We start from the raw sequence: 22433 nt of genomic DNA, 5'->3' as shown, positions 1-22433 counted from the left end.
CAGCGATGAATGCTCCGTTCGGACGTCTGGTCAGTCTGTCGCATGTGCACGATCCGGCGACGACACCGCTGTTTCCCGGCGACCCGGAATTTCGCACGGATATCGCGGCGACAGTGGCGAACGACGGCTACTACCTGCGCTACATCCAGCAGGGCGAGCACACCGGAACCCATTGGGGCGCACCGATTCATTTCCACGCCGACGGCCTGGCCGCCGACGAGCTCGACCTCGAAGACTTGCTGCTGCCTGCGGTGAAGATCGATGTGCGGGATGAGTGCGAACGCGACCGCGGCTACGCGATCACCGTTGCCGACATCAAGGAATGGGAAAACAGGCACGGTCGCATCGCCGACGGGTCCGCGGTGATCGCCTGGACCGGCTGGGATGCGAAATGGGGCACTCCGGAGTTCCTCGGCACCACCGAAACCGGGGATCAGCAGCCGGGTTTCGCGGTCGAGACCATGGAATGGCTGTTGCGCACCGGCCGTCTCGGCCACCGCGGCGCGCTCGGTATCGACACCTTCGGACCGGATCTCGGCAGCGACGACACCTATGCGGTGTCGAAATTGCTGTATCGGGAGCACCGAATCAGCTTGGAATGCCTCGCCAATCTCGCCGCGCTGCCCGTCACCGGCGCCTGGGTGCTCGTCGGCGGTGCGCTGTATCGAGGCGGGTCGGGTTCGCCCGCAACGATATTCGCGCTCATCACCGATAGATCGGTGGAAACGTCGATACCGGGCGCATTCCGGCGGGCGCCGGAATGAGCAGCGGTGTTCTCACTCGCCCCCGTAGACCTTCGGGTCGAGGGTGCCGATGTAGGGCAGGTCGCGGTAGCGCTCGGCGTAGTCGAGGCCGTAACCGACGACGAATTCGTTCGGGATGTCGAACCCGACATGTGCGACGTCCACGTGGGTGCGCAGCGCATCGGGCTTACGTAGCAGGGTGACAACCTCGAGCGAGGCCGGGTTGCGGGTGGACAGATTGCGCTTGAGCCAGGACAGCGTGAGACCGGAGTCGATGATGTCCTCGACGATCAGCACATTGCGGCCCGCGATGTCTTTGTCCAGATCCTTCATGATGCGCACCACGCCGGATGACGAGGTGGACGACCCGTAGGAGGACACCGCCATGAATTCCATCTGGGTCGGAATCGACAGCGCCTTGGCCAGGTCGGTCATGAAGAAGATCGCGCCCTTGAGCACGCCGACCAGCAGCAGATCGCCTTCGGGGGCATCGGCGGGATAGCGCTTGGCGATCAGCTCGGCCAGTTCCTGCGTCTTGGCGGCGATCTGTTCCTCGGTGATCAGCACCGACGCGATGTCATCCCCGTACACGTCAGTTGTGTCCTTCCGTGGTGTTGATCCCGAGCGACCGATCCATTATGTGTCATCGGCCTGTGCTTTATGTGTCATCAGCGCAGACGCATAGTCAGCCTGCCATGTTCGCGCGCCGCGACCAACCTGCTGCCCGGCCCGCCGCCGCCGACAGCGACGCCGCCCTGACCGCGCCAGGCGATGATCAATTCGTCGACGGCGTGTAAATGCTTGCCGGTCAGGGCTTTCGCACCGCCCGCGAGCAGCCAGGCCCGGATCGCCCGGCGGCGCAGCGCGGCGGGGGCAGTGGCGAGGGTCTCGATCGACAGGCTCACCCCATTACTGTCGGAGCCCTCAGGGTGCTCGCTGTTCGAGTCGACGCTCGCGGCCCGCAGCAGTTCGCCCGCCAGCGCATCCAGTACCGCACCGTCGGCACGCAACTGTTCGGCGGTGCGTGCGAGCGCGGCCGCCACCCCGCCGCCGAGTACGTCCTCCAGCAGCGGCAACACCTCGGTACGCAGCCGCACCCTGGTGAACTCCGGCGCCGAGTTGTGTGGATCCTCGTGGGGCGTCAACCCGAGATCCGCGCACAGCTGCCTGGTCGCTGACCGTCGAACTCCGAGCAGCGGCCTGCCCCATGGATCGGCGAAAGCCGCCATCCCCTGGATCGAACGTCCGCCCGACCCGCGCGCCAGGCCGAGCAAGACCGTCTCGGCCTGGTCATCGAGGGTGTGTCCGAGCAAGACCGGCAACCCGGCCCGTGCCGCGTCCAGTGCTGCGTAGCGAGCCTGCCGCGCCGCCGCCTCCAGCCCACCCGCGCTGCCGACCTGCACCGCGAGCACTCGAGCCGACCGGCAACCGAGTTTCAGCGCGGCCGCCGCGGCGACGGCCGCGACCTCCCCTGAGTCCGGCTGCAACCGATGGTCGACAACCAGTGCGTCGACTTGCCCCGCCTCCACCACCGCTGCCGCAGCGAGCGCGAGTGAGTCGGCCCCGCCCGACAATGCGACCGCAACTCCCGACGAAACCTCCGGCGCGTACTCCGCCAGCCAGCCCCGCACTGCCCTGCGTACTTCGAGCACCGCCTCGGTCTCGGGGAGACGAGGCACCGTTTTCCCGGCCCCCACCTGCGGGTCCCGTGACGTCGTTCGTCCCGCACCGCTCATATCAGGAGCCTACCGAGGGTAGTGAAATGGCCTAACCCAATACCCGGGTGATCCACCGCTGCGGGTCGTCGATTTCGTCCAACCGCGGCAGGGTGTCCGCATCCGTCCACACCGTGTTGAACTCCGCCATGCCGACCCGGTCGACGACATGGTCGACGAAGGCCTTGCCGCGCACGTACTGGGCCACCTTCGCGTCGACGCCGAGCAGGGCCCGCAGCAGGCGCTGCAGCGGATTGGTCGGACGCTTGCGGCGCTTGTCGAAAGCGGCGCGGATCTGTTCGACCGACGGGACGACGGCCGGTCCGACCGCATCCATCACATGGTCGGCGTGGCCCTCGAGCAGCGTGCCCAGCATCAGCAGCCGATCCAGCGCCGCGCGCTGCGGCGGCGCCTGGGTGGCGCGCAGCAGGCCGACGACGCCACGCGCGCTCGGATCGTCGGTGGTGGCGCCACTGCGGCGGTCCCGTAGCTCGGAGAGCAGCCGGGACAGCATCTCCGCCAGCGGCTCGTCACCGACCGCGCCGAGAGTGTCGACATTGGCACGCATATATTCCGCGAGCCACGGCGCGGAGGAGAACTGCACCCGGTGGGTCACCTCGTGCAGGCAGACCCAGAAGCGGAAGTCGGACGGCGAAACACCGAGTGCGCGTTCCACCGCCATGATGTTGGGAGCGACGAGCAGCAGCGTGCCGTCGGGACCGGTGAACGGGTCGTACTGGCCGAGGATCGCGGTGGACAGGAAGGCCAGCATTGCCCCGGCCTGCACGCCCGCGGGCTTGCCCACGAGCACACCACGCTGGGTGTTGGAATCGAGTCCGGTGCCGGTGAGCTGGCCCATGGAATCGGCGGCTGCCGCGATCCAGCCGGGCCGGTCGACGATCCTCGCCGCGGGGACCGGCTGGTCGTCGAGCAAGCCGCTCACCTCGCGGACCGGCCCTTCGGCCCTTATCGACGCGTCGGCCAGTTCGGCGACGACCCGTTCGGCGGAATAGCGCGAAGTCCGCGGCCCAGCGGGGACAAGAGCCGCACCGGTGCGCGCGGCCAGCTGCCAATCGACGGCGCCGGACAATCCGGAACGACGCCGCTCGGAGGCGCCGCTATCTGGCCCCGAGCGGGCATCGGCTGTTTTGTCAGCGCCTTCGAACATCGTCATCCACCCGTCATGAGCATCCACAATTGCGCAGCGTGCCTGCTATCGCGTCCAACGCGGGCCTGCTGGCCTCCGGCGGCCGATCGTTGGACATCAACGCGAACGTCAGCACCCGTCCATCGTGGTCGAGTACATAACCCACCAACGTGCTGGCCACCGACAGAGTTCCGGTCTTGGCACGTACCCAACCCGCGCCAGCCCGATCCCGACTGACGTAGCGGCCTGCCAACGAGCCGGTCGCACCTGCCACCGGCAGGTCATCCAGTAGCGGCGCCAAAGTGACCGCGAGCCGATCGGTTTCGGGCCTGGCCATGGTGTTGCTCGGCCGCACGGCGCTGGATCCGCTCGGCTTGGCCGCGGTCGCCAGGATCTTGTCGAGCAGCCGCGGTGGCACCCGATCCTCCGTCGATAGTCCACTGTTGTCCTGCATGGACATTCCGGTGAGATCGAATCCGGCCCGGCTCAGCGCGGCGGTCACCGCGGCGACCGCCCCGGTGAACGACGGCTCGGCGCCGGTCGCGGCCGCGATCTCGCGGCCGATCGCCTCGGCGAGCACGTTGTCGGAGTGGACCATCATCTCGCGCAGGCGGTCCCGCAGCGGTACGGACTGCACGCTCGCGATCTGCTGCGCACCGGGCCCTGCCGTGCCGATACGGACCCGGCCCGGGTCGAGGCCGAGTTCAGTGGCGAGTCGCCGTCCGGCATCCAGCGCCGGGGTCGCGGTGCGCGGGGAGTATTCGACGAGGGGATCGAGCCTGCCGCCGTCGATCATCACCGGTTCGATCGGCGCGATCGAACCCTCGGGGATATCGACGGGTTCCCAGCCCGGCGCCATGGTCGGCCCGGCGAACGCGGAGATGTCCACCACGATGGTGTCCACCGCGCGGCCCGCCGCGTGGATCTGGGCCACCAGGTCCGAAAGGCGCGGACCGTTCGGGTAGTAACCCTTGCCGTCGGGCTGCGCGGTCAGCGTCGGATCACCGCCACCGACCAGCACCAGCTCGTTCGGCGTCGAGCCCGCCACCACGCGAGTGGTCACCCGATGGTCCTGCGGCAGCGTAAGCAGCGCGGTGGCCGTGGTCAGGATCTTCGCGGTGGAGGACGGGATCATCGGCTTGTTCGCGTCACCGCTCCACAGCACGGTCGCACTGTCGGCATCGCTGACCGATCCGGCGAACGCGCCGAGATCCGGATTACCGACGACGGCGGCGAGCGCGGCGGCGATGCCGGCGGGGGTCGGCGCGGGCGCATTCGACGGCGCGGGCGCAACCTGCGGGAACGGCCGGACCGGTGCGGGCGGGGCCGCGATCGTCAGCCCGCCGTGCCGGAAATCATCCGTCCACGGCTTCAGGGCAAGCAGCACTGCTCCGCTCGCCACCAGCAGCACGACCAGGGCAATCGAGAATCCGACCCAGATGTTGCGGCGCCGCCGGGCGGCCAGACCACCGATATTTCTACTGCTCCGACCAACCACGTCCCGCCGTCTCTCCTCAACGCGGCCGCCTGCCGCACCCATGTGCTCGCCGACCACACTATCCTCGTTGCGCAACCGTTCCCCCGAACAACCTGACAAGTCGGCAGTTCGTGCCTGCTCGGCTCATACATGCATCGAAAGAAGGAGATGGCGTGGAGTTCGACGTCACCATCGAGATCCCCAAGGGTTCCCGTAACAAGTACGAGGTCGATCACGAGACCGGCCGGGTCCGGCTCGACCGGTTCCTCTACACATCCATGGTTTACCCGGCCGACTACGGCTACATCGAGAACACCCTCGGTGAGGACGGTGACCCGCTGGACGCGCTGGTCCTGCTCCCCGATTCGGTGTTTCCCGGCGTGCTGATCGAGGTGCGCCCGGTCGCGATGTACAAGATGACCGACGAAGCGGGCGGCGACGACAAGGTGCTCTGCGTTCCCGCGGGCGACCCGCGCTGGGACCACATCCAGGATCTGGCCGATGTGCCGGAGTTCGAGCTTGCGGCGATCAAGCACTTCTTCGAGCGCTACAAAGATCTCGAGCCGGGCAAGTTCGTCAAGGGCTCGGAGTGGGTCGGCCGCGCCGAGGCGGAGGCCGAGGTGGAGGCCTCCTTCAAGCGACTGCAGGACAACGGCGGCCACTGATTCCCCGGCGTACAAGAGCGGGAAGTCCAACGCGAGCGGACTTCCCGCTCTTGTCGTTTCGATGCTTCCAACCCTCCGTGCACCAGGTCACGGGCGCTCGATGACGAGCAAGTGACGGGATCGACGACGCTCGGCGATGACCTGATCCACATGTTCGCGCAGCAGCAGCACGATCGGCGCTTCCAGCTCGTGATCGAGCCGCTCGTGGGTGAGATGCGCATCCTCCATCGGTGCGAAGATCTCGGCCGCCGCCCGGAACACTCGAGCGGAGTCCGCCGCCCGTCCGAGCCCTTGCAGGATCACACCGTGCAGCACCAGCACTCGTGCGCGGTGCAGCGGACCGGTCGCCCGTGTCAACACCCGCACCGCGCCGTCGACGACCGGCTCGGCCTCGGTCAGCCTCCCGGCCATCAGGTACACGTGGGCAAGACGGGCCAGCGCCCAACCCTCCCGCAGCAGCACGCCACTGGCCCTGGCCAGCCGAACCGCATGACCGCACAGCGCCACTGCGCCGCGATGATCGCCCTGATAGCTGCGGCTCACCCCCAGCTCATGCGTGGCAAGCGCCTCCAGCGCCGTATTGCCGATCGCGGCGGCCAGCGCCATGGCGCTGCGGGCGTGTTCCTCGGCCTCGGCGAATCGACCGGCGTCGGACAATGTCTTGCCCGCGTGCACCAGGCAGGTGCATTCGATCGCCGGATCGCCGACGCGACGCGCCAATCGGATCGCGCGGTCGCCATGCGCGAGCGACGCGGCGTCCTCGACGCCCATTCGAGTGGACGAGGCGAGCAGTTGCGCCGCAAAGGCCGTCAGCCTGGCATCGGTGCCCGAGTCACCGCCCAGGGACAGCGCGATCCGCTGATGATCGCGACCCGCGCGTATCGCACCGAGCGCGTAGGTGAAGATCGCGCCGAGCGCGACCCTGACCCGGCATTCGACCGCGCGGTCACCCTCGAGCAGCGCCGCGTCGAGCAGCAGTTCCAGGGCCCGCGCCAACTCCTGGCAGTTGGGCCCGCCATCGATCAACTCCGCAGTGGCCCATGCGATGTCGGCGGCCACCGGCAGCCCGGCCCCGCCCACCTGCGCGGCCTGTTCATACAGCGAGACCAGATTCGGGCGTTCCGCGCTCAGCCACGCCTGCGCGGCCGTACTGTCGGCGAAGGACATCCCCTTCGAACCGGTGCTGCGCAGATGCTCCGGCAGTCGAGTGCCCGGATTGCACACCGCCACCACGTTTTTCACGGTGGCGAGATAGTGATCCAGCAGCCGTGACAGCGGTCCGGACGCGGGATCGACGGCGGGGCAGGGCGGTAGGTCACGCGCGAACAACCGCGACAGATCGTGATAGCTGTACCGGCCGGGTGCGGTGGACTCCATCAGATTGAGATCGACAAGGGATTCACAGACCTGCTCGATCAGCACTCGGTCCGCACCCAGGATCGCGGCCGCACCGTCGAGCGAAATCTCGGCGACGCCGGGCACCGCCAGCATCCGAAATGCTGTGGCCTGTTCGGCATGCAGCTGGTCGTAGCTCAATTGGAACGCCGCTTCCACGGCCAGATCGCCGGTGCGCAACAGCCCGAGACGCTGCTGCTCGTCGATGAGCCGTTCGGCCAGGCAGCCGACGGTCCAACTCGGCCGTGCGGCCAGCCGCGCCCCGATGATCCGCACCGCGAGCGGCAGCCCGCCGCACGCGGTGATCACATCTTCCACCGCAGCGGGCTCGGCGGCGACCCGATCGACGCCGACGAGGGTGGCCAGCAAGTCGCGCGCTTCGTCCCGACCGAGCAGACCGAGGCGGACGTCGAGTGCACCGGGTAGCTCGGCCATCGCCGATCGGCTGGTGATCAGCACCGCCGAACCGGGCGTGCCGGGAATCAGCGGGGTGACCTGCTCGGCGTCGCGCGCGTTGTCCAGCACGACGAGCACGCGCCTGCCGTCCAAACAGCTGCGGTATTGGGCCGAGCGCTCCGCAAGGGTGGGGGCGATCTCGCCCTCGGGTACTCCGAGAGCGCGCAGGAAATCACCGAGGGTGTCGATGGCAGGCGTCCCGGAACGCTCGGTCCCGTGCTGCCCCGGCGGGTGCGCGAATCCATGCAGATCCACATGTAATTGCCCGTCCGGGAACCGATCCCGAATGCTGTGAGCGATGTGCACAGCGAGCGCGCTCTTGCCGATCCCGCCCATGCCGCCGATCGCGCAGACGGGGACGGCACTGCGGTCGGTGCGGGTGAGCCGGTCGGTGATGCGCCGGATCGTCTCGGCCCGGCCGGTGAAGTCGGCGATGTCGGCGGGCAGCTGGGCGACCCGCATCAGTGTGCGACGGGCGCCGGGCAGTGACGCCGGCGCCTCCTCGACAAGTCCCGGTGCAGGCAGCTCGGCGCACAGCATGCGCTGGTGCAGATCAGCGAGCCGTTTATCCGGTTCGATGCCGAGCCGCTCGATGAGCATGTGCCGAGTGTCGGCGTACACGGCGAGCGCTTCCGCTCGGCGGCCCGCGTGATACAGCGCGGTCATCAGCAGTGCGCGGGTCTGTTCGCGCATCGGATGTTCGACGCTGAGCGGCGCCAGTTCGGCGATGGCTTCGGTGTAGCGGCCCAGCCGCAGGTCGAGTTCGATGCGTTGTTCGAGCAGGGCGGCGCGGCGTTCGATCAGGTGGGTGCGCTGCCGATCGGCGTAGGGACCGGGCAGGCCGGCCAGCGGCGTGCCCGACCACAAGCGCAGCCCGGAATCCAGTCGCTGCCTTGCCGATTCCACTCTGTCGAGAGTGTCGGCCCCGCTGAGCTGCGCGAGGCAGTCCTCGACGAGCTCGACATCGACCGCGCCCGGCTCGAGCCGCAGCATGTATCCGCCGCCGACACCGACGAGCACGGTGGGTGGCGCGCCGGCCCGACGATCGGGTTCCAGGGCCCGGCGCAGGTGCAGGATGTGGTTGCGCACCGCACCGACCGCGCTCGGTGTCGGATGCTCGCCCCACACGCTAACCACCAGCTCGTGAACGGTCGCCGCGCGCCCGTGGCGCAGCAACAGCGCGACCAGCAGCGCCCGACGCTGCCTGGATCCGAGGTTGATTTCCGTCTCGCCGCGCCAAGCACGAACCTCACCGAGCACAGCGAACCTCAACATGTATTCCCCATCTCCGACCACTCCGCGACACCGATGAGCATCGATGAGCATCGATGACCCTGCACCATCGAAATGACACTCAATCAGAGCATTGATGAGATTTTCATGACGGCGAAAGGGACACCCGGCATAGCCGAATGTCCCTCTCTGGTCCGCGGATTCGATCAGTAATAGATGTACAGATCCCAGCCGCTCCAGGTTTCCACGCATTCCCAGTACCAGCCGCCGGTAACGGGGGATTCACCGTCGGCACGGCAGCCGCCGTAGGTCGCGTAAGTGTCGTAGTAGTAACCGGTCGCGGTCGCGCGGTACTCCGGTGCGGCCGAGGCACTCGCTGCAGTCGACACCCCGGCGACGGCAGCGGTGGCCAGCAGGCCCGCGGCAAGGAAGGATTTGAGACGCATTTCATTGCTCCTGAAAAGCGAGGTTGATTCTGACCGCACTCACGTTATGGAGTTCGAGTGTTTTGAACAGCCACCCCTAGGGTTCGATCGACCAAGCCCTCGGGAGGTTTCACCTTCGCCACCCGAAGCCGAAACCGTTGGTGGTAGTGCTGGCACTACCGCGCCACCCCCGCAGCCGGTACTCCGAATTCGGGTACGCGTGGCATGGGCGGTGTACGCCGGAATTCCTAGGCTCGAATCCGAAAGGGAGCACTGACGACTCCCGGGCTCGAACTGGAGGAAATCACTGCTCATGAACATCATTCGGCGAAATTCCACCAGGGTCGCGCTGTCCGGAATCACACTCGGGGCGATCTTCGCCGCGACCGCATGCAGTGCTGACACCTCGACGCCCGCCACCCCGACGGCGGCGCCGTCTCCGGCGCTCGTGCGGGCATTGGACCAGGTCGTCGCGAGCGGCTACCCCGGCATTCAGGCGGTCATCGACGGCCGCGGCGGGCATCGAGTCCTGACCGCCGGGGTCGGCGATCTGCAGACCGGCACTCCATTCGCCGCGGACGCACAAGTCCGGATCGGCAGCAATACCAAGACCTTCGTGACAACGGTGCTCCTGCAGTTGGTGGCCGAAGACAAGGTGCAGCTCGACGCCCCCATCGAGCAGTACCTGCCCGGCGTGGTGCAGGGCAATGGGAACGACGGCCACCGAATCACGGTGCGGCAGTTGATGCAGCACACCAGCGGCATCCCCGACTACCTCGGTCACGGCACGGTCGACGGCGGCATGGCGAGCGAGGGCACCCAGCTCGACCCCACCTCCGAAGCCATCCGGTGGCAGCGCTTCGAGCCCACGGAGCTGGTCCGCAGGGCGATGGCCATGCCGCCGAATTACGAACCCGGCGCGCGCGCCGAGTACACCAACACCAACTACATCGTCCTCGGTATGCTGATCGAGAAGGTGACAGGTCGATCGCCCGCCGCCGAGATCACCCGCCGGATCATCGAACCGCTCGGCCTGCGGGCGACCTACTTTCCCGCGCCCGGCGACACCGGAATCCGCGATCCGCATCCGGCCGGCTACCACTCGGTCGAGGGGAAGCGCGTCGATTTCACGAACACCGAAACCTCCTGGGCCGGCGCAGCGGGCGCGATGATCTCGACCGGCGCGGAGGTAAATCGGTTCTTCAGCGCGCTACTCGGCGGAAAGCTTTTGCCCGCGGCGCAATTGGCCGAAATGCAGCGGACCGTGCCGTTCGACCGCGAGCCGGGAGCCGGCTATGGACTCGGGCTGATCCATCGCCCCGTGCCCTGCGGCAAAGAGGTCTGGGGACACGGCGGCAGCATCCCCGGCTTCGAGGTCCGCACCGGCGTCGCCGCCGACGGCACCGCGGTCGTGGTGTCCACGAATCAACTGCCGACCAACCAAGCGGAGTTCGACGCGGTCGAGAACGTTTTCAAGGTCGCCATCTGCGGCGGCTGACCCACGAAACCCACGCCCCCACCTTCGTATTCGATCGAGCATCGGAGAATCGACAGTGAAACGCCATAAGGCGACGATGGCCGTCCGGACCACCTTCGCCGCCCTCCTCGCGGGCACCGGTCTGGCCTGCGCCGCCCCCGCCGATGCCCACGGTCCGACGCTGGACCGCTTCTACAGCCAACAGCTGCAATGGAAATCGTGCGACGACCCACGCCTCGACCCGGCGGGCGCGCAATGCGCCGATATCTCGGTGCCGCTGAATTACTCCGAACCACAGGGCGAAACGATCACGGTGGCGATTTCGCGGATGGCCGCTACCGATCCGGCGCAGCGGCATGGAGTGATGCTGTCCAATTCCGGCGGCCCCGGTGGCCCCGGACTCGATTTCATGGTCGAGGTCAGTGCGGGCATGACCCCCGACGTGCGGGCCCGATACGACCTGATCGGCATGGATCCGCGCGGTGTCGGGCGCTCGTCGCCGCTCGACTGCCATTGGCCGCGCGGCTTCGGCTTGCAATCCGCCGGGATCGATGCGGTCGGCTTCGCGGAATCCGTTGCTACGCAAAGCGATCTGGCCGCTCGCTGTACCGCCACCGAAGGCGAGCGCCTGCGATACTTCACCACTCGCAACACCGCGCGGGACATGGATGTGATCCGCGGTGCGCTCGGCGCCGAGAAAGCCAGCTACTTCGGCACCTCCTACGGCACCTACCTCGGCGCGGTTTTCACCCAGATGTTTCCGGAGCGCAGCGACCGGATCGTGTTGGACAGCAGCGTCGATCCGGACCGGTACGGCGCGGTCGGCATGATGCAGGACATGGGCCCGACCAACGAGGCCGCGCTGGACCTGTGGGCGGATTTCATGGCGGCCGACGACGGCAAGTACCACTTCGGCGCCACCCGTGAACAGGTCCGCGGCAAGATCGTCGATCTGATCCGGCGCGCGGCCGCGGACCCGATCCGGCTGGGCGAGTTCGCCATCGACGACCACACACTGCCGATGATGCTGTTCGTCGGACTGGACGACCCGCGCAACTATGAAAAGCTGGCCGGGCAGATCCGTCAGGTCGCCGACGCTGCCGAAGGCAAACCGGTCGAGATCGCACCGGAACTCGACGCCATGTTCTCGTTCATGCTCGAGGCGAAGCCGCGCGACAATTCGGCCCAGATGGCCATCATGTGCGGTGACGTCGCAACGCCTCGTGACCCAACCCTGTACTGGCGCAATATCGAAGCCGGTCGCGCGACCCAACCGGTCTTCGGCGCGTTCGTCAACAACATCACCCCGTGTGCCTTCTGGGCGCCGCCCGCCGAACCGCCGACCCAGGTGCGCAATGCGGTCCCCGCCCTGATCGTCCAGTCCACCGGCGACACCCGCACCGCCCACCAGGGGGCGGTGGCCATGCGCCGTGACCTGTCGGCGTCCCGCATGGTCACGTTGCAGGACATCCCGATCCACTGGATCTTCGGGAACTACCCGAACACCTGCACCTACGACGTGGTGAACACCTACCTCCGCGACGGCACCCTGCCCGCCGCCGACCTCACCTGCCGAGCCGACTGACACCGCCGCACCATCGTCCCGGCAAATCTCGGGACCCGGGTGCGCCATGACTGCGCCGTCTGCCGGAACGGCGGAGGAGATAATCGCCTGAGCCGCACCGAGGTTCAGGCGATTCGGCGCGCCCGGCCTGTCACGATCACGCGTTCAGATACGCGAGCACGGCGAGCACCCGCCGGTGGCCCACCTCATCGGCCGACAGCCCGAGCTTCGCGAAAATACTGCGAATGTGCTTGTGCACAGCACCTTCGCTGACCACCAGCCGCTCGGCGATCGTCGTGTTGTTGTGTCCCTCCGCCATCAGCGCGAGCACCTCCCGCTCCCGGGCGGTGAGCGCGCCGAGCGGGTCATCGGCGGTGCGGCGCACCAGTAATTGCGAAATCACCTCGGGGTCCATCGCGGTGCCGCCGTCGGCGACCCGGCGCAGCGAATCCAGGAAGCGGTCGACCTTGCCGACTCGCTCTTTGAGCAGATAGCCGACGCCGCCCGCACCGTCGCCGAGCAGTTCCGCGGCGTAGCTGTCCTCCACATACGACGACAGCACGAGCACCGGAAGGCCCGGGTGCATGGTGCGGGCACGCACCGCCGCACGCAGCCCGTCGTCGGTGAAGGTCGGGGGCAGCCGGACATCGACGACGACGGCGTCCGGTCGATCGGCGGCCACCGCGGCAAGGAAGTCGTCGGCATTGTCGACCGCCGCGACCACCTCGATGCCCGCGGTGCTCAGCAGGAGCACGAGACCCTCGCGCAGCAGGGCATCGTCCTCGGCAATCATGACCCGCACGGCAGCTCCACCCGCAACACAGTAGGGCCACCGTCCGGACTGGTCAGCTCCATCCGGCCGTCGAGCGCTTCGGCCCGCCGCCGGATGCCTGCGAGCCCGCCGCCGTAGGCCTCCCCGGCGCCGCCGACGCCGTCATCGGAGACCTCGATCGCCAGCACCTCCGGCGCACCACCGAGCACGATCGAAATGGATTCGGCGCCAGAGTGTTTGGTGGCGTTCGTGAGCGCCTCGGCAATGACGAAATAGGCGGCTGCCTCGACAGCGGCGGGCCGCCTGCCCACGTGGCTCAGGTCGAGCACGACCGGGATGGCGCTGCGGGCGGCAAGCGCCGAGATCGCGCTCGCCAGACCGCGGTCCGAGAGCACCGGCGGGTACACGCTGCGCACCACATCGCGCAGCTCGGCCAACGCCGCCGTCGCGGTGTCCTGCGCTTTGCGCACCAATCCCTGTGCCGCCGCCGGATCCTGTTCGCGCAGTTGGTCGGCCAGGCCGAGCTGCATGATCACCGCAGCGATCCTGGCCTGTGCACCGTCGTGCAGATCGCGTTCGATCCGACGCAACTCCGCGCCGTGCGCATCCAGCGCGGCCGCCCGTGTCGCGGTCAGCGCCGCCACCCGGTCGGCCAGCAGGACATCCTCCGGTGGGCAGAGCAGTATCTTGGCCGCCGTGGCCTGCCATCCCGCGATCACGGGCAGTTGTAAGGCCACGGCTCCGACCGGCACCGAGATCAGCACGTTCAGCAATGCCGTCGGCCACGAGTCGACCACAATACCGAAGTTGGCGATCGAGCCGGCGGGAACCAACCGCCAATACGCCGGAATCACCAGCTGATTGAGCGCGCTCAGCGGCAGCGCGACGGCCAGCACCCCGACATAGATTCCGGTCACCGCGTGCAGCAGCAGCCACCCGATATCGCGGCGATTGGCCGGATCGGTGAATGCGGTGGCAAGCTGCCTGCGCAGGTCGCCTTCCATCGGCCGATAGACCGCTTCGATGGGCTCGCCGAGCCGCCGAGCCGCCCTGCGGCGTTCGACGCCGATCAGGGGTCGCAGTACCCGCAGCGCCTCGGGTATCGCCGGAATCCCGACACCGACCAGGCTCAGCGCGACCACCAGCAACAGTCCGATCACGGCAAAGAGGGACAAGACCGAGGTGACGCCACCGATGACCAGGTAACCGATCGCCGACGGCAGCCGCCGCAGCCGGTCCCGGAGGTAGTGCATGGTCAGCGCACCCACGACATCGTCACGACGCGACCGTAGCCCACGCTGCTCGCGCCGATGCCCGCACCGCCGTACCGCCCCACCGGAAACTGCCGCCGCCCGGCACCGCCGAGACTGGCGGAACCAGGCGGCGACAGGGTGGGTTGTTCACGCCGAATCAGCGCTACCTACCGATTTCGTTCCGACACCGTTCGAACTGGCGGCACCGTTCGAACTCGCCGCGCCGTTCGAACTCGCGGCACCGTTGGCCGACGTCGCCACGGCCTCGACGGCATCTTCCGACGGATTCAACACCTCGCCACCCGCGAGCGGCAGTCCCGTGCGTTCCACGGCATCCGGTCTCGCACCGTTCGCCGATTCCGCTGCGTCGCCCTTGGCCGCCTGGATTCCGCTCATCATCCGCAGCGGCACCTCCTTCCAGAACAGCACCAGGATCAGCGCGAGCAGCGCGACCGCGGTCGCCGTCAGGAACACCGTCGACATCGATTCGGCGAACCCGACCTTGAACGGCCGCGCCAGATCGGGGTTCAGCTGCTGGATGATCGAACTGTCCTTCAGCACATCACTCGCCGCCGACGTGTCCTGTGCGAGCAGGCCCTTCGCGAGTGCGGCATCGGCGGGGTTGCTGCTCTGCGCGCCCTGGACGACCGCGTGCTGGAAGGTCGGATCGGTGGCCGCGGACTTCATCTCGGTGGAGATGTTCGGGGTCAATTGTGCGAACAGAATCGAGAGGAACACCGCGACACCCAGCGTGCCGCCGATCTGCCGGAAGAAGGTGGCGGCAGCGGTGGACACGCCCATGTCCTTGGGCGGCAACGCATTCTGCACCGCCAGGGTCAGCGGCTGCATCAGGTTGCCGAGGCCGAAACCGGTGCAGGCCATGAAGATCATGACCAGCCACAGCGGGCTGTCGGCGTCGAGGAAGTGCAGCAGGAACAGACCGAGCGTCAGCATCGACGCACCGATCAGCGGGAAGGCCCGGTAGCGGCCGGTGCGCGAAATCAGCTGTCCGGATACGACCGACCCCGTCATCAGCCCGAGCACCATCGGCAACATCTGCAGACCTGCCAGCGTCGGGCTCGCACCACGCACCACCTGCAGGTACTGCGGCAGCAGCGAAATACCGCCGAACATCGCGGCGCCGACGACGAAGGAAATGACAACGCCCAGCGCGAAGGTGCGGTTGGAGAACATCCGGAGCGGGATCAGCGCCTTGTCCTTCAACACCTTCTCGACCAGCACGAACCCGATGATGCCGAGCCCGCCGATCACGTAGCAGAGCACCGAACGCCCACTGCCCCAACCCCATTCGCGGCCCTGTTCGGCGACGATGAGCAGCGGCACCAACCCGACGGCGAGCACGAACGCGCCCCACCAGTCGACCCGGTCCGTGGATTTCGGGCGCTTGGGCAGCTTGAGCACCTTGGATACGACGCCGAGCGCGATCAGCCCGACCGGCACGTTGACCAGGAAGACCCAGCGCCAGCCGCTGACCCCGAGAATCGTGTCCTGACCTGCGAGCACGCCACCGAGCACCGGGCCGACCACGCTGGAGGTGCCGAACACCGCGAGGAAATACCCCTGGTACTTGGCGCGTTCACGCGGACCGACGATGTCACCGAGGATGGTCAGCGCCAGCGACATCAAGCCACCCGCGCCGAGTCCCTGGAAGGCGCGGAACGCCGCGAGCTGGTACATCGACTGCGCCATTGTGCACAGCAGCGAACCGACCACGAAGATGGTGATCGCGGCCATGAAGAACGGCTTACGGCCGAACATGTCGGACAGCTTGCCGTACAGCGGCGTCGCCAGCGTCGCGGTGATCAGATAGGCCGTGGTCGCCCAGGCCTGCATCGAGTAGCCGTTGAGATCATCGGCAATGGTGCGGATCGCGGTGGACACAATGGTCTGGTCCAGCGCCGCGAGCAGCATGCCGAGCATCAGGCCGCTGAGGATGGTCAAGATCTGCCGGTGGGTGAAACCGGTGGACTCCTCCACGGTTGCCGGTGCGGTCACGAATCGTTCTCCGTCTCACTGTTGTACAAGTCCTGGTTGCTGCGGATGGCCGCGAGCATGGCGGGCTTGGCCTGCTCGAAATCGTCGACGAACTGCCGGAGCAGCCCGGCGAAGAGGGCCCGGTCCTGCGGCGTCCAAGCCGCCATCACCCTGGTCAGGTTTTCGTGCCTGCGCCTGCGGATCTGCTCCGCGACGGCGCGGCCGTGCTCGGTGACGACCAGCACGGTGGCACGGCCGTCGAATCGATCGGCCTGCCGCTCGACCAGCTGCCGCTCCACCAGCTGCGTGACCTGTCGACTGACCGTCGAGGCGTCCGAATGCACCGCCTCGGCGAGTGCGCCCGAGCGCATCGGTCCGTCGCAGAGCAGCCGGAACAGGATCGCGAATGCCGCGGGATCCACGCCGTCGCCGGTGCGCAACTGCGCCGCGACCCGGTCGCGGTGCCGCTGTAGCCGCGTGAGCTGGATCGCGATCGTCTCGACCGACTCATCTTCAGCGTCCACTCGGCCTACCCTTACTTGCGTGAATCAATTAGTTGTGTGATGCAAGTATGTAGACGGGCCTGCGGCCAGGGCAAACGTTTTACCGGCCTTTACCGGCCCTTGAACTCCGGTGCCCGCTTCTCGAACACCGCCTGAACGGCCTCGGTGAGGTCCTCCGAGGGCAGGAATGCGGAATTCCACGCGGACACATAGCGCAACCCAGCGGCCACCTGATCCTTGGTCCGCTGCTCGAGCACATCCTTCGCGCCCTGCACCACCAGCGGCGGGTTCGCCGCAATCTCGCGTGCCGTGGCGTGTGCCGCGTCGAGCACCGCGTCCTGATCGGCGAACACGTCGTTGACGAGGCCGATCTTCTCGGCACGCGCGGCGTCGATGTCCTTGCCGGTGAAGGCGAGCTCGCGCAGCTGCCCCTCACCGATGATGCCGGGCAGCCGGTGCAACGACCCGATATCGGCGACGATCGCCACCTTTGCCTCACGCAGGCTGAACTTCGCCTCCGCGCTCGCGTAGCGGATATCGACGGCAGCGATCAGGTCGAGCCCGCCGCCGATGCACCAACCCGACACTGCGGCGATGACCGGCTTGCGGCAGTCCGCCACCGCGGTCACCGCCGCTTGCATCCGGCGCACCTCGTACAGGAAATCGGTGCGCGGCGCGGCGAACGCCTTATCGGCCAACAACGAACCGAACGTGCCCGCCATCGCGCCCAGGTCGAGACCATAGGAGAAGTGCTTGCCGGAACCGGTGAGCACGATCGCGCGCACCTCGGGGTCAGCGTCCAGGCCACGGAAGATCTCCGGCAGCTCACGCCAGAAATCCGGTCCCATCGCATTGCCCTTGCCCGGACCGGTCAGCGTCACCTGGGCGACGTGGTCCTTGGTTTCGACGGTGAAAGCCTGCCAATCAGTCATTTGTACAGCGTATCGAGCCGAACGGAGACCAAGACTCGGGATCCCGGAAATGCCGGTACCAGCCGGCACCGCACAGGGAACGCCGCATGTAAATGCTGTGCAAAGAACGGTGCGGCGCGCTGGTCCTCGTCCGACGCCGGCTCCATGATGGAACGAATCAGCAAACTTGCTCACCGGGCTCGGAGGTCATCGTGCTGATGCATCAAGGAATCGGTCTCGACCGCTTCAATACGATCAGTCGCGGCCGAGCCGTTCATGCCCTGTACGAATGCTGCTGCAATGTCACCTGGGCAGCCACGATCGCCGACGCTCGTCCGTTCCCGGACCGGGATGCGCTGCTGGCCAAGGTCGATGTCGAACTACTCGCGCTCTCCCAGCCCGATCTGGATCGCGCCTTCGATGCGGTTGTGCACGAACAGTTCTCGCAGCGCGTCGTCACCGAGCTCGCACGTATCACCCGGGCGCACATCGACACCATGCTCGGGCCCTCCGACGGCTACCCGGATTACTGACCGATTCACTTGCCCGGCGTATCGCCCGCAATCGCTCTACCCTTGTTTCATGCGCAGGTCCCTACCACCGGTCGCATGCCGGGTCGCGGACACCTTGATCGCGCGCGGCCATCACGGTGTCATCGTCACGCAGCCCGCACCGACACCAACCGCCGCCGATGCCGCGCGGGCACTCGGCGTCGATGTGGGGGCGATCACGAAATCACTCGTGTTCCTACTCGACGAGGACCCGGTGCTCCTGCTGGTTTCCGGCGCGCATCAGGTCGATCTGCGCAACACCGGTGAGCGGCTCGAGGGAACCCTGACCCACGCCCCCGCCGCGATGGTGCGGGAGGTCACCGGCCAGCCGATCGGCGGCGTCGCTCCGGTCGGCCACCCCACCAACCTGCCGACCTGGGTCGATACCGCACTCTCCGAGCATCGCGAGCTGTGGGCCGCAGGCGGTCATCCGGACACCATATTCCGCACGTCTTTTCGCGAACTGGTGCGCATCACCGCCGGACTTCCGATCGACGTGGATTGAATCTCGACCGGTTGCGATTACTCCATGCGAGCAGCGCGGCAGCCGGTGCGAACAGCAATCGAACAACGACGTCGGCTCCCATCACCCTCGAACCGGGCGTAGCTTCGACCTGTGACCGAAGCACAACGGCCCGCCTCGAATTTCCGGATTCCCGACGATCTGAGCGGCATCACCGCCGAGCAATACCGCGCCTCCATGCGCCACTATCCCGCGGGCGTCACGGTCGTCACGCTCTGCTCCGAGAACGGCCCGGTCGGCTTCACCGCGACATCCTTCGCGTCATTGTCGCTGCAACCCCCGCTGGTCTCCTTCAATATCGCGCACACCTCCTCGAGCATCGCCGCTCTGTTGAAAGCCGACTCGGTGGTCATCCACTTCCTCGGTGAACACCAGCACCACCTGGCCCAGCGCTTCGCGCGCGCCGCGGAGGAACGTTTCACCGACCGCTCACTGTGGACCACCCTCGACACCGGTGAGCCGGTCCTGCACGGCACCCCCATCTGGGTCCGCGCCGTCATCCAACAGCTCATCCCCATCGGTGACCACACCCTCGCCGTCGGCCTGGTCACCCGTGTCCACGACAACACCGATGAAAAACCGGCCGCCGCGCCGCTGCTCTACTACAACGGCCGCTACCACCGCCCGAGCGCCCTCGGCGAATGAGCCCGATTACCCGACGTCCAGCGCGCTGAAGAAGATCTCGACCGGGAAGGGCTCGCTGAGTCGCAGCACATCCTGGTGTGTCTCCGCGAGCCGATAACTTTGACTGGCCCAGTCGAGGCGATACTCCTGGATGATCTTGACCCGCCGTTCGGCGTCCAAGTGCACGACCAGATAGATCGGTATCCCGTCGTGCGCATACTCGGCGCGCTTATCGACGGTGTCGGTGTATTCGGACCCCGGCGACACAACCTCGGCCACCAACAGCACGTCCGCAGTTGTCAGCTTCCGGTCCTCATCGATGCACCGATGCAACGCCACGTCGGGACGACGGAACGAAAACCGCGGGCTCCCCGGACGGCTTCGGACATAGTGCATTTCGAAGTCGGTCACCACGCCGGTGCAGGGTTCGGCAGGCCTCGCTTGCTCCACACTGTTCGCCAACCGTCTGGCAACGTTGTTGTGCTGGAAGCTGCCACTGCGGCAGAAGATCACGTGACCGTCGACGACCTCGATCTGCCGCTGCACATCTTCCGGCAATATGTCGTAGCCCTCTTCAGTGATGAGCAGAGCGCCCGGATCGCTGGCCCATGCGGGCAAGGTAGTCATAGACGCTGCTCATCGATGCCCTCGGCCATGGTGTCGATGTTATAGAGCGAAGTGCCGCTGTGAAGATCTTCGATGCCGAGGGTGATCGCGGACAACCACGCAAAGACCGGTCAGCCGATGCGGCAGGGTGCCGCGCCGTCGGTGGTGTCGGGGCTGGTGAAGGGGCGGGTTTCCGGGGTGGGGTTCCAGAGGCCGTCGGTGGCGGCGTAGTTCCAGCCGGCACCGGATTCGACGAGGGTGGCGATGGCATCTACGAGGCGGTCGACGTCGGTGGAGCTGGTGCCGAGGCCGATGCTGGCGCGCAGTGCGCCGTCGAGACCGAGGCGAGCCAGCAGCGGGTGGGCGCAGAAGCGGCCGTCGCGGATGCCGATGCCGTGTTCGGCGGAGAGATAGGCGGCTACATGGCCAGGGACGAAGCCGTCCAGGGTGAAGGCGACGATGCCGACGGTGTCGGGGCTGTCGTCCCAGATACGCAGCAGGTTGACGCCGGGGATGGCGGAAAGGCCCGCGCGGAGCCGGTCGGCGAGCAGGCGTTCGTGGGTGGCGAGGGTTTCGGGATCGATCGCACAGAGCGCGTCGCAGGCGGCGGCGAGCGCGGCCGCGCCGAGGACGTTCGGCGAGCCTGCCTCGTGGCGCTGCGGCGCGGGCGCCCAGTCGGCACCGGTGGTGGTGACCTCGCGAACCGCGCCACCGCCTGCCAGATACGGATCGGCGGCATCCAGCCAATCGCGGCGCCCGACGAGCACACCCGCGCCGTACGGCGCGTACAGCTTGTGCCCGGAGCAGGCGAGGTAGTCGATGCCGCTGTCGCGCAGGCTGATTCGGCGATGCGGAGCCAGCTGCGCGGCATCGACCAGGATGCGCGCGCCGCATTGGTGAGCGATGGTGGCCAGCCGCTCCAACGGCAGCACCTCGCCGGTGACGTTGGAGGCACCGGTGACCGCGAGCAGCGCGGCGGGCTTGCTGCACAGTTCGGCGACCAGCAGCCGGATGGTCTCGGCCACGGTATCGGCGGCGCGGACTACGCGACGACCCTTGCGTGTCCACGCCAGGAAGTTGGCGTGGTGCTCGATATCCAGCACCACGGTGTCGCCGGGCACGCACGCGGCGAGCAGGTTCAGCGAGTCGGTGGTGTTGCGGGTGAACACCACCACCTGGTCGTCGTCGGCATCGAGGAATCTGGCCACCGAACCACGAGCCGCCTCGTAGCACTCGGTGGAGATCCGCGAGGCGTAGCCCGCACCGCGGTGCACGCTCGCGTAGAACGGCAACAGCTGCTGCACCCGGTCGGTGACCTGCGCCAATGCCGGTGCGCTCGCGGCGTAGTCGAAGTTCGCGTAGGTGGTCGTTCCGCCCTGGACGAGCGGCACCCGGAGGTCGTCGCCGGAGACCCGGGCGAGGGCGGCACAGGTCTGGTCCACAACAGCAGTCATCACGAAATCCCGTCGGCTATGGGACCCGGAACCAAGGGGGTTTACGAGTCCGCGCTTGCCGCGCCCGGTCGGGCGGCGGCCAGGTCGTCACCTGGAGCACCCCACCGCGGAGGAGGGTTGCCGACCAGCTAGCCAGGGCTTGATGCTGGTACTCATGACCTGCACCGAGACTGGCAGACCGCACCGGCGGCTGTCAACCGGAATCGGAAAAACGGCGCCCGCGGCCAGGGCCCGGCGAGCATGGTTTCGGCACGTCGAAACCGGTTGCGCAATGTCGTGATGTGCGGTCCCATCGGTGGGTGACGCTTTCCCTGCTGCTCAGTTTCGTCGGCCTGTGCGTACTGCTGTCGATCACGCCCGGCCCCGATTCGTTCCTGGTGCTGCGCTTCTCGATCGTGGACGCGCGACCCGGAATCGCGGCGGCGATCGGATCGGCGCTCGGCGGCATCGTGTGGGCGTTTGTGGTCGCGGCGGGCGTCGCCGCGGTGCTGGAGCAGTCGGCAACGGCCTATCGCGCGCTCAAGATCGTCGGCGGAATCTACTTGGTGTACTTGGGAGTTCGGGCGCTGATCGATCACCGGCGACAGCGACGTGCTACCTCCGACCCGGCCGAAGCGGTTACCGCGCAGGCGAATTCCGGAGCTCCCGCCTCGATTCGCTCGGCATTCGCCGCCGGGCTGGTGTCGTGCATGTTCAACCCGAAGGTCGGCCTGTTCTACCTGGCGGTGCTACCCCAGTTCCTCACCGACGTCACCTTCGCCAACACCCTCGCCCTCGGCGCGGTCGAATCGAGCATCGCCGCGGTGGAGATGGTGCTGCTCGCGATCGCCGCCTCGCGCGCCGTGGCGATGCTGCGCAAGCCGAAGGTCCGCGCTCGCCTGGAGCAGGCGAGCGCGGCCGTCCTCGCGGCGCTCGGCATCGGCACTGCTGCCTCCGCCGCCTAG

Annotated in this window: 21 protein-coding genes and 1 riboswitch; of the genes, 8 read left to right on the top strand and 13 right to left on the bottom strand. The window is 67.4% G+C overall.

What is annotated here, in order from left to right; all coding sequences use genetic code 11:
* Window positions 1–5 precede the first annotated feature (5 nt).
* Window positions 6–764, top strand: a complete 759-nt coding sequence (locus OHQ90_RS07205; RefSeq protein WP_328408471.1) for a cyclase family protein — start codon at window positions 6–8, stop codon at window positions 762–764.
* Between the two features lie 12 nt (window positions 765–776).
* Here OHQ90_RS07205 and hpt read toward each other — a convergent pair whose 3' ends face one another.
* From hpt to dacB, 4 genes are all read right to left on the bottom strand, one after another.
* Window positions 777–1334 carry a hypoxanthine phosphoribosyltransferase gene (hpt, locus tag OHQ90_RS07200; RefSeq protein WP_328408469.1) on the bottom strand — a complete coding sequence of 186 codons (558 nt, stop codon included), beginning with the start codon at window positions 1332–1334 and terminating at the stop codon, window positions 777–779.
* Between the two features lie 77 nt (window positions 1335–1411).
* A complete protein-coding gene (gene tilS / locus OHQ90_RS07195; RefSeq protein ID WP_328408468.1) occupies window positions 1412–2479 on the bottom strand; it encodes a tRNA lysidine(34) synthetase TilS in 1068 nt (355 codons plus the stop codon).
* 31 nt (window positions 2480–2510) lie between these two features.
* Window positions 2511–3626, bottom strand: a complete 1116-nt coding sequence (locus OHQ90_RS07190) for a zinc-dependent metalloprotease (protein ID WP_328412654.1) — start codon at window positions 3624–3626, stop codon at window positions 2511–2513.
* A 13-nt stretch (window positions 3627–3639) separates the two neighbouring features.
* Window positions 3640–5103 (bottom strand): D-alanyl-D-alanine carboxypeptidase/D-alanyl-D-alanine endopeptidase, encoded by a 1464-nt coding sequence (dacB, locus tag OHQ90_RS07185; RefSeq protein ID WP_442941339.1) that lies wholly within the window; start codon window positions 5101–5103, stop codon window positions 3640–3642.
* A 152-nt stretch (window positions 5104–5255) separates the two neighbouring features.
* Between dacB and OHQ90_RS07180 the strand changes: the two genes are divergently transcribed.
* Entirely contained in the window at window positions 5256–5747 is a 492-nt protein-coding gene (locus OHQ90_RS07180) for an inorganic diphosphatase (RefSeq protein ID WP_328408466.1), read from the top strand.
* Window positions 5748–5834: 87 nt separating this feature from the next.
* Here OHQ90_RS07180 and OHQ90_RS07175 read toward each other — a convergent pair whose 3' ends face one another.
* Both OHQ90_RS07175 and OHQ90_RS07170 read right to left on the bottom strand, forming a co-directional pair.
* Complete coding sequence (locus OHQ90_RS07175; protein ID WP_328408464.1) at window positions 5835–8873, bottom strand: AfsR/SARP family transcriptional regulator; 3039 nt, start codon at window positions 8871–8873, stop codon at window positions 5835–5837.
* A gap of 164 nt (window positions 8874–9037) precedes the next feature.
* A complete protein-coding gene (locus OHQ90_RS07170; protein WP_328408462.1) occupies window positions 9038–9277 on the bottom strand; it encodes a hypothetical protein in 240 nt (79 codons plus the stop codon).
* A gap of 292 nt (window positions 9278–9569) precedes the next feature.
* Here OHQ90_RS07170 and OHQ90_RS07165 point away from each other — a divergent pair, with 292 nt between their 5' ends.
* Both OHQ90_RS07165 and OHQ90_RS07160 read left to right on the top strand, forming a co-directional pair.
* Window positions 9570–10754 (top strand): serine hydrolase domain-containing protein, encoded by a 1185-nt coding sequence (locus tag OHQ90_RS07165; RefSeq protein WP_328408460.1) that lies wholly within the window; start codon window positions 9570–9572, stop codon window positions 10752–10754.
* Between the two features lie 55 nt (window positions 10755–10809).
* Window positions 10810–12318 (top strand): alpha/beta fold hydrolase, encoded by a 1509-nt coding sequence (locus tag OHQ90_RS07160; RefSeq protein WP_328408458.1) that lies wholly within the window; start codon window positions 10810–10812, stop codon window positions 12316–12318.
* Window positions 12319–12454: 136 nt separating this feature from the next.
* On the opposite strand, the gene OHQ90_RS07155 is transcribed toward OHQ90_RS07160, so the two are convergent.
* From OHQ90_RS07155 to OHQ90_RS07135, 5 genes are all read right to left on the bottom strand, one after another.
* Window positions 12455–13099, bottom strand: coding sequence for a response regulator transcription factor (locus OHQ90_RS07155; RefSeq protein ID WP_328408456.1), 645 nt, complete (start codon window positions 13097–13099; stop codon window positions 12455–12457).
* Window positions 13087–14322 carry a sensor histidine kinase gene (locus OHQ90_RS07150; protein ID WP_328408454.1) on the bottom strand — a complete coding sequence of 412 codons (1236 nt, stop codon included), beginning with the start codon at window positions 14320–14322 and terminating at the stop codon, window positions 13087–13089. The genes OHQ90_RS07155 and OHQ90_RS07150 overlap by 13 nt, the downstream gene beginning before the upstream one ends.
* 147 nt (window positions 14323–14469) lie before the next feature.
* Window positions 14470–16338, bottom strand: a complete 1869-nt coding sequence (locus OHQ90_RS07145; protein ID WP_328408452.1) for an MDR family MFS transporter — start codon at window positions 16336–16338, stop codon at window positions 14470–14472.
* A complete protein-coding gene (locus tag OHQ90_RS07140; protein ID WP_328408451.1) occupies window positions 16335–16841 on the bottom strand; it encodes a MarR family winged helix-turn-helix transcriptional regulator in 507 nt (168 codons plus the stop codon). Before OHQ90_RS07140 ends, OHQ90_RS07145 begins: the two co-directional genes overlap by 4 nt.
* A gap of 89 nt (window positions 16842–16930) precedes the next feature.
* Window positions 16931–17752, bottom strand: coding sequence for a crotonase/enoyl-CoA hydratase family protein (locus OHQ90_RS07135; RefSeq protein ID WP_328408450.1), 822 nt, complete (start codon window positions 17750–17752; stop codon window positions 16931–16933).
* Window positions 17753–17949: 197 nt separating this feature from the next.
* On the opposite strand from OHQ90_RS07135, the gene OHQ90_RS07130 reads away from it, so the two are divergent.
* The 3 genes from OHQ90_RS07130 (at window position 17950) to OHQ90_RS07120 (ending at window position 19450) form a co-directional block, all read left to right on the top strand.
* Window positions 17950–18264 (top strand): 2-oxo-4-hydroxy-4-carboxy-5-ureidoimidazoline decarboxylase, encoded by a 315-nt coding sequence (locus OHQ90_RS07130; protein WP_442941448.1) that lies wholly within the window; start codon window positions 17950–17952, stop codon window positions 18262–18264.
* A gap of 49 nt (window positions 18265–18313) precedes the next feature.
* On the top strand, window positions 18314–18787 hold the full coding sequence (locus OHQ90_RS07125; protein ID WP_328408448.1) for a YbaK/EbsC family protein: 474 nt from the start codon (window positions 18314–18316) through the stop codon (window positions 18785–18787).
* A 111-nt stretch (window positions 18788–18898) separates the two neighbouring features.
* Window positions 18899–19450: a flavin reductase family protein gene (locus tag OHQ90_RS07120; protein WP_411999740.1), complete on the top strand. Its 552-nt coding sequence runs from the start codon at window positions 18899–18901 to the stop codon at window positions 19448–19450.
* 6 nt (window positions 19451–19456) lie between these two features.
* Here the strand turns inward: OHQ90_RS07120 and OHQ90_RS07115 are convergent, their stop codons facing one another.
* Window positions 19457–20056: a Uma2 family endonuclease gene (locus OHQ90_RS07115; protein WP_328408446.1), complete on the bottom strand. Its 600-nt coding sequence runs from the start codon at window positions 20054–20056 to the stop codon at window positions 19457–19459.
* Window positions 20057–20166: 110 nt separating this feature from the next.
* Window positions 20167–21489: an aminotransferase class V-fold PLP-dependent enzyme gene (locus OHQ90_RS07110; RefSeq protein WP_328408444.1), complete on the bottom strand. Its 1323-nt coding sequence runs from the start codon at window positions 21487–21489 to the stop codon at window positions 20167–20169.
* Between the two features lie 46 nt (window positions 21490–21535).
* Window positions 21536–21649, bottom strand: a riboswitch (SAM riboswitch).
* A 139-nt stretch (window positions 21650–21788) separates the two neighbouring features.
* Between OHQ90_RS07110 and OHQ90_RS07105 the strand changes: the two genes are divergently transcribed.
* On the top strand, window positions 21789–22433 hold the full coding sequence (locus tag OHQ90_RS07105; protein ID WP_328408442.1) for a LysE family translocator: 645 nt from the start codon (window positions 21789–21791) through the stop codon (window positions 22431–22433).

Origin of the sequence: Nocardia sp. NBC_00403 (assembly GCF_036046055.1) — a bacterium.
In the GTDB taxonomy this organism is placed as follows: Bacteria; Actinomycetota; Actinomycetes; order Mycobacteriales; family Mycobacteriaceae; genus Nocardia.
The sequence above is the reverse complement of the archived record's forward strand: the minus strand, read 5'-3'. Positions and strand labels throughout refer to the sequence as shown.

Bases quoted from the DNA above. Each gene is read 5' to 3' on its own strand.
- OHQ90_RS07190 (WP_328412654.1), bottom strand. From the start codon at position 3,626: ATGTTCGAAGGCGCTGACAAAACAGCCGATGCCCGCTCGGGGCCAGAT.
- OHQ90_RS07115 (WP_328408446.1), bottom strand. From the start codon at position 20,056: ATGACTACCTTGCCCGCATGGGCCAGCGATCCGGGCGCTCTGCTCATC.
- OHQ90_RS07110 (WP_328408444.1), bottom strand. From the start codon at position 21,489: ATGACTGCTGTTGTGGACCAGACCTGTGCCGCCCTCGCCCGGGTCTCC.
- OHQ90_RS07130 (WP_442941448.1), top strand. From the start codon at position 17,950: ATGCATCAAGGAATCGGTCTCGACCGCTTCAATACGATCAGTCGCGGC.
- OHQ90_RS07150 (WP_328408454.1), bottom strand. From the start codon at position 14,322: ATGCACTACCTCCGGGACCGGCTGCGGCGGCTGCCGTCGGCGATCGGT.
- OHQ90_RS07170 (WP_328408462.1), bottom strand. From the start codon at position 9,277: ATGCGTCTCAAATCCTTCCTTGCCGCGGGCCTGCTGGCCACCGCTGCC.
- OHQ90_RS07175 (WP_328408464.1), bottom strand. From the start codon at position 8,873: ATGTTGAGGTTCGCTGTGCTCGGTGAGGTTCGTGCTTGGCGCGGCGAG.
- OHQ90_RS07165 (WP_328408460.1), top strand. From the start codon at position 9,570: ATGAACATCATTCGGCGAAATTCCACCAGGGTCGCGCTGTCCGGAATC.
- OHQ90_RS07125 (WP_328408448.1), top strand. From the start codon at position 18,314: ATGCGCAGGTCCCTACCACCGGTCGCATGCCGGGTCGCGGACACCTTG.
- OHQ90_RS07205 (WP_328408471.1), top strand. From the start codon at position 6: ATGAATGCTCCGTTCGGACGTCTGGTCAGTCTGTCGCATGTGCACGAT.
- tilS (WP_328408468.1), bottom strand. From the start codon at position 2,479: ATGAGCGGTGCGGGACGAACGACGTCACGGGACCCGCAGGTGGGGGCC.
- OHQ90_RS07135 (WP_328408450.1), bottom strand. From the start codon at position 17,752: ATGACTGATTGGCAGGCTTTCACCGTCGAAACCAAGGACCACGTCGCC.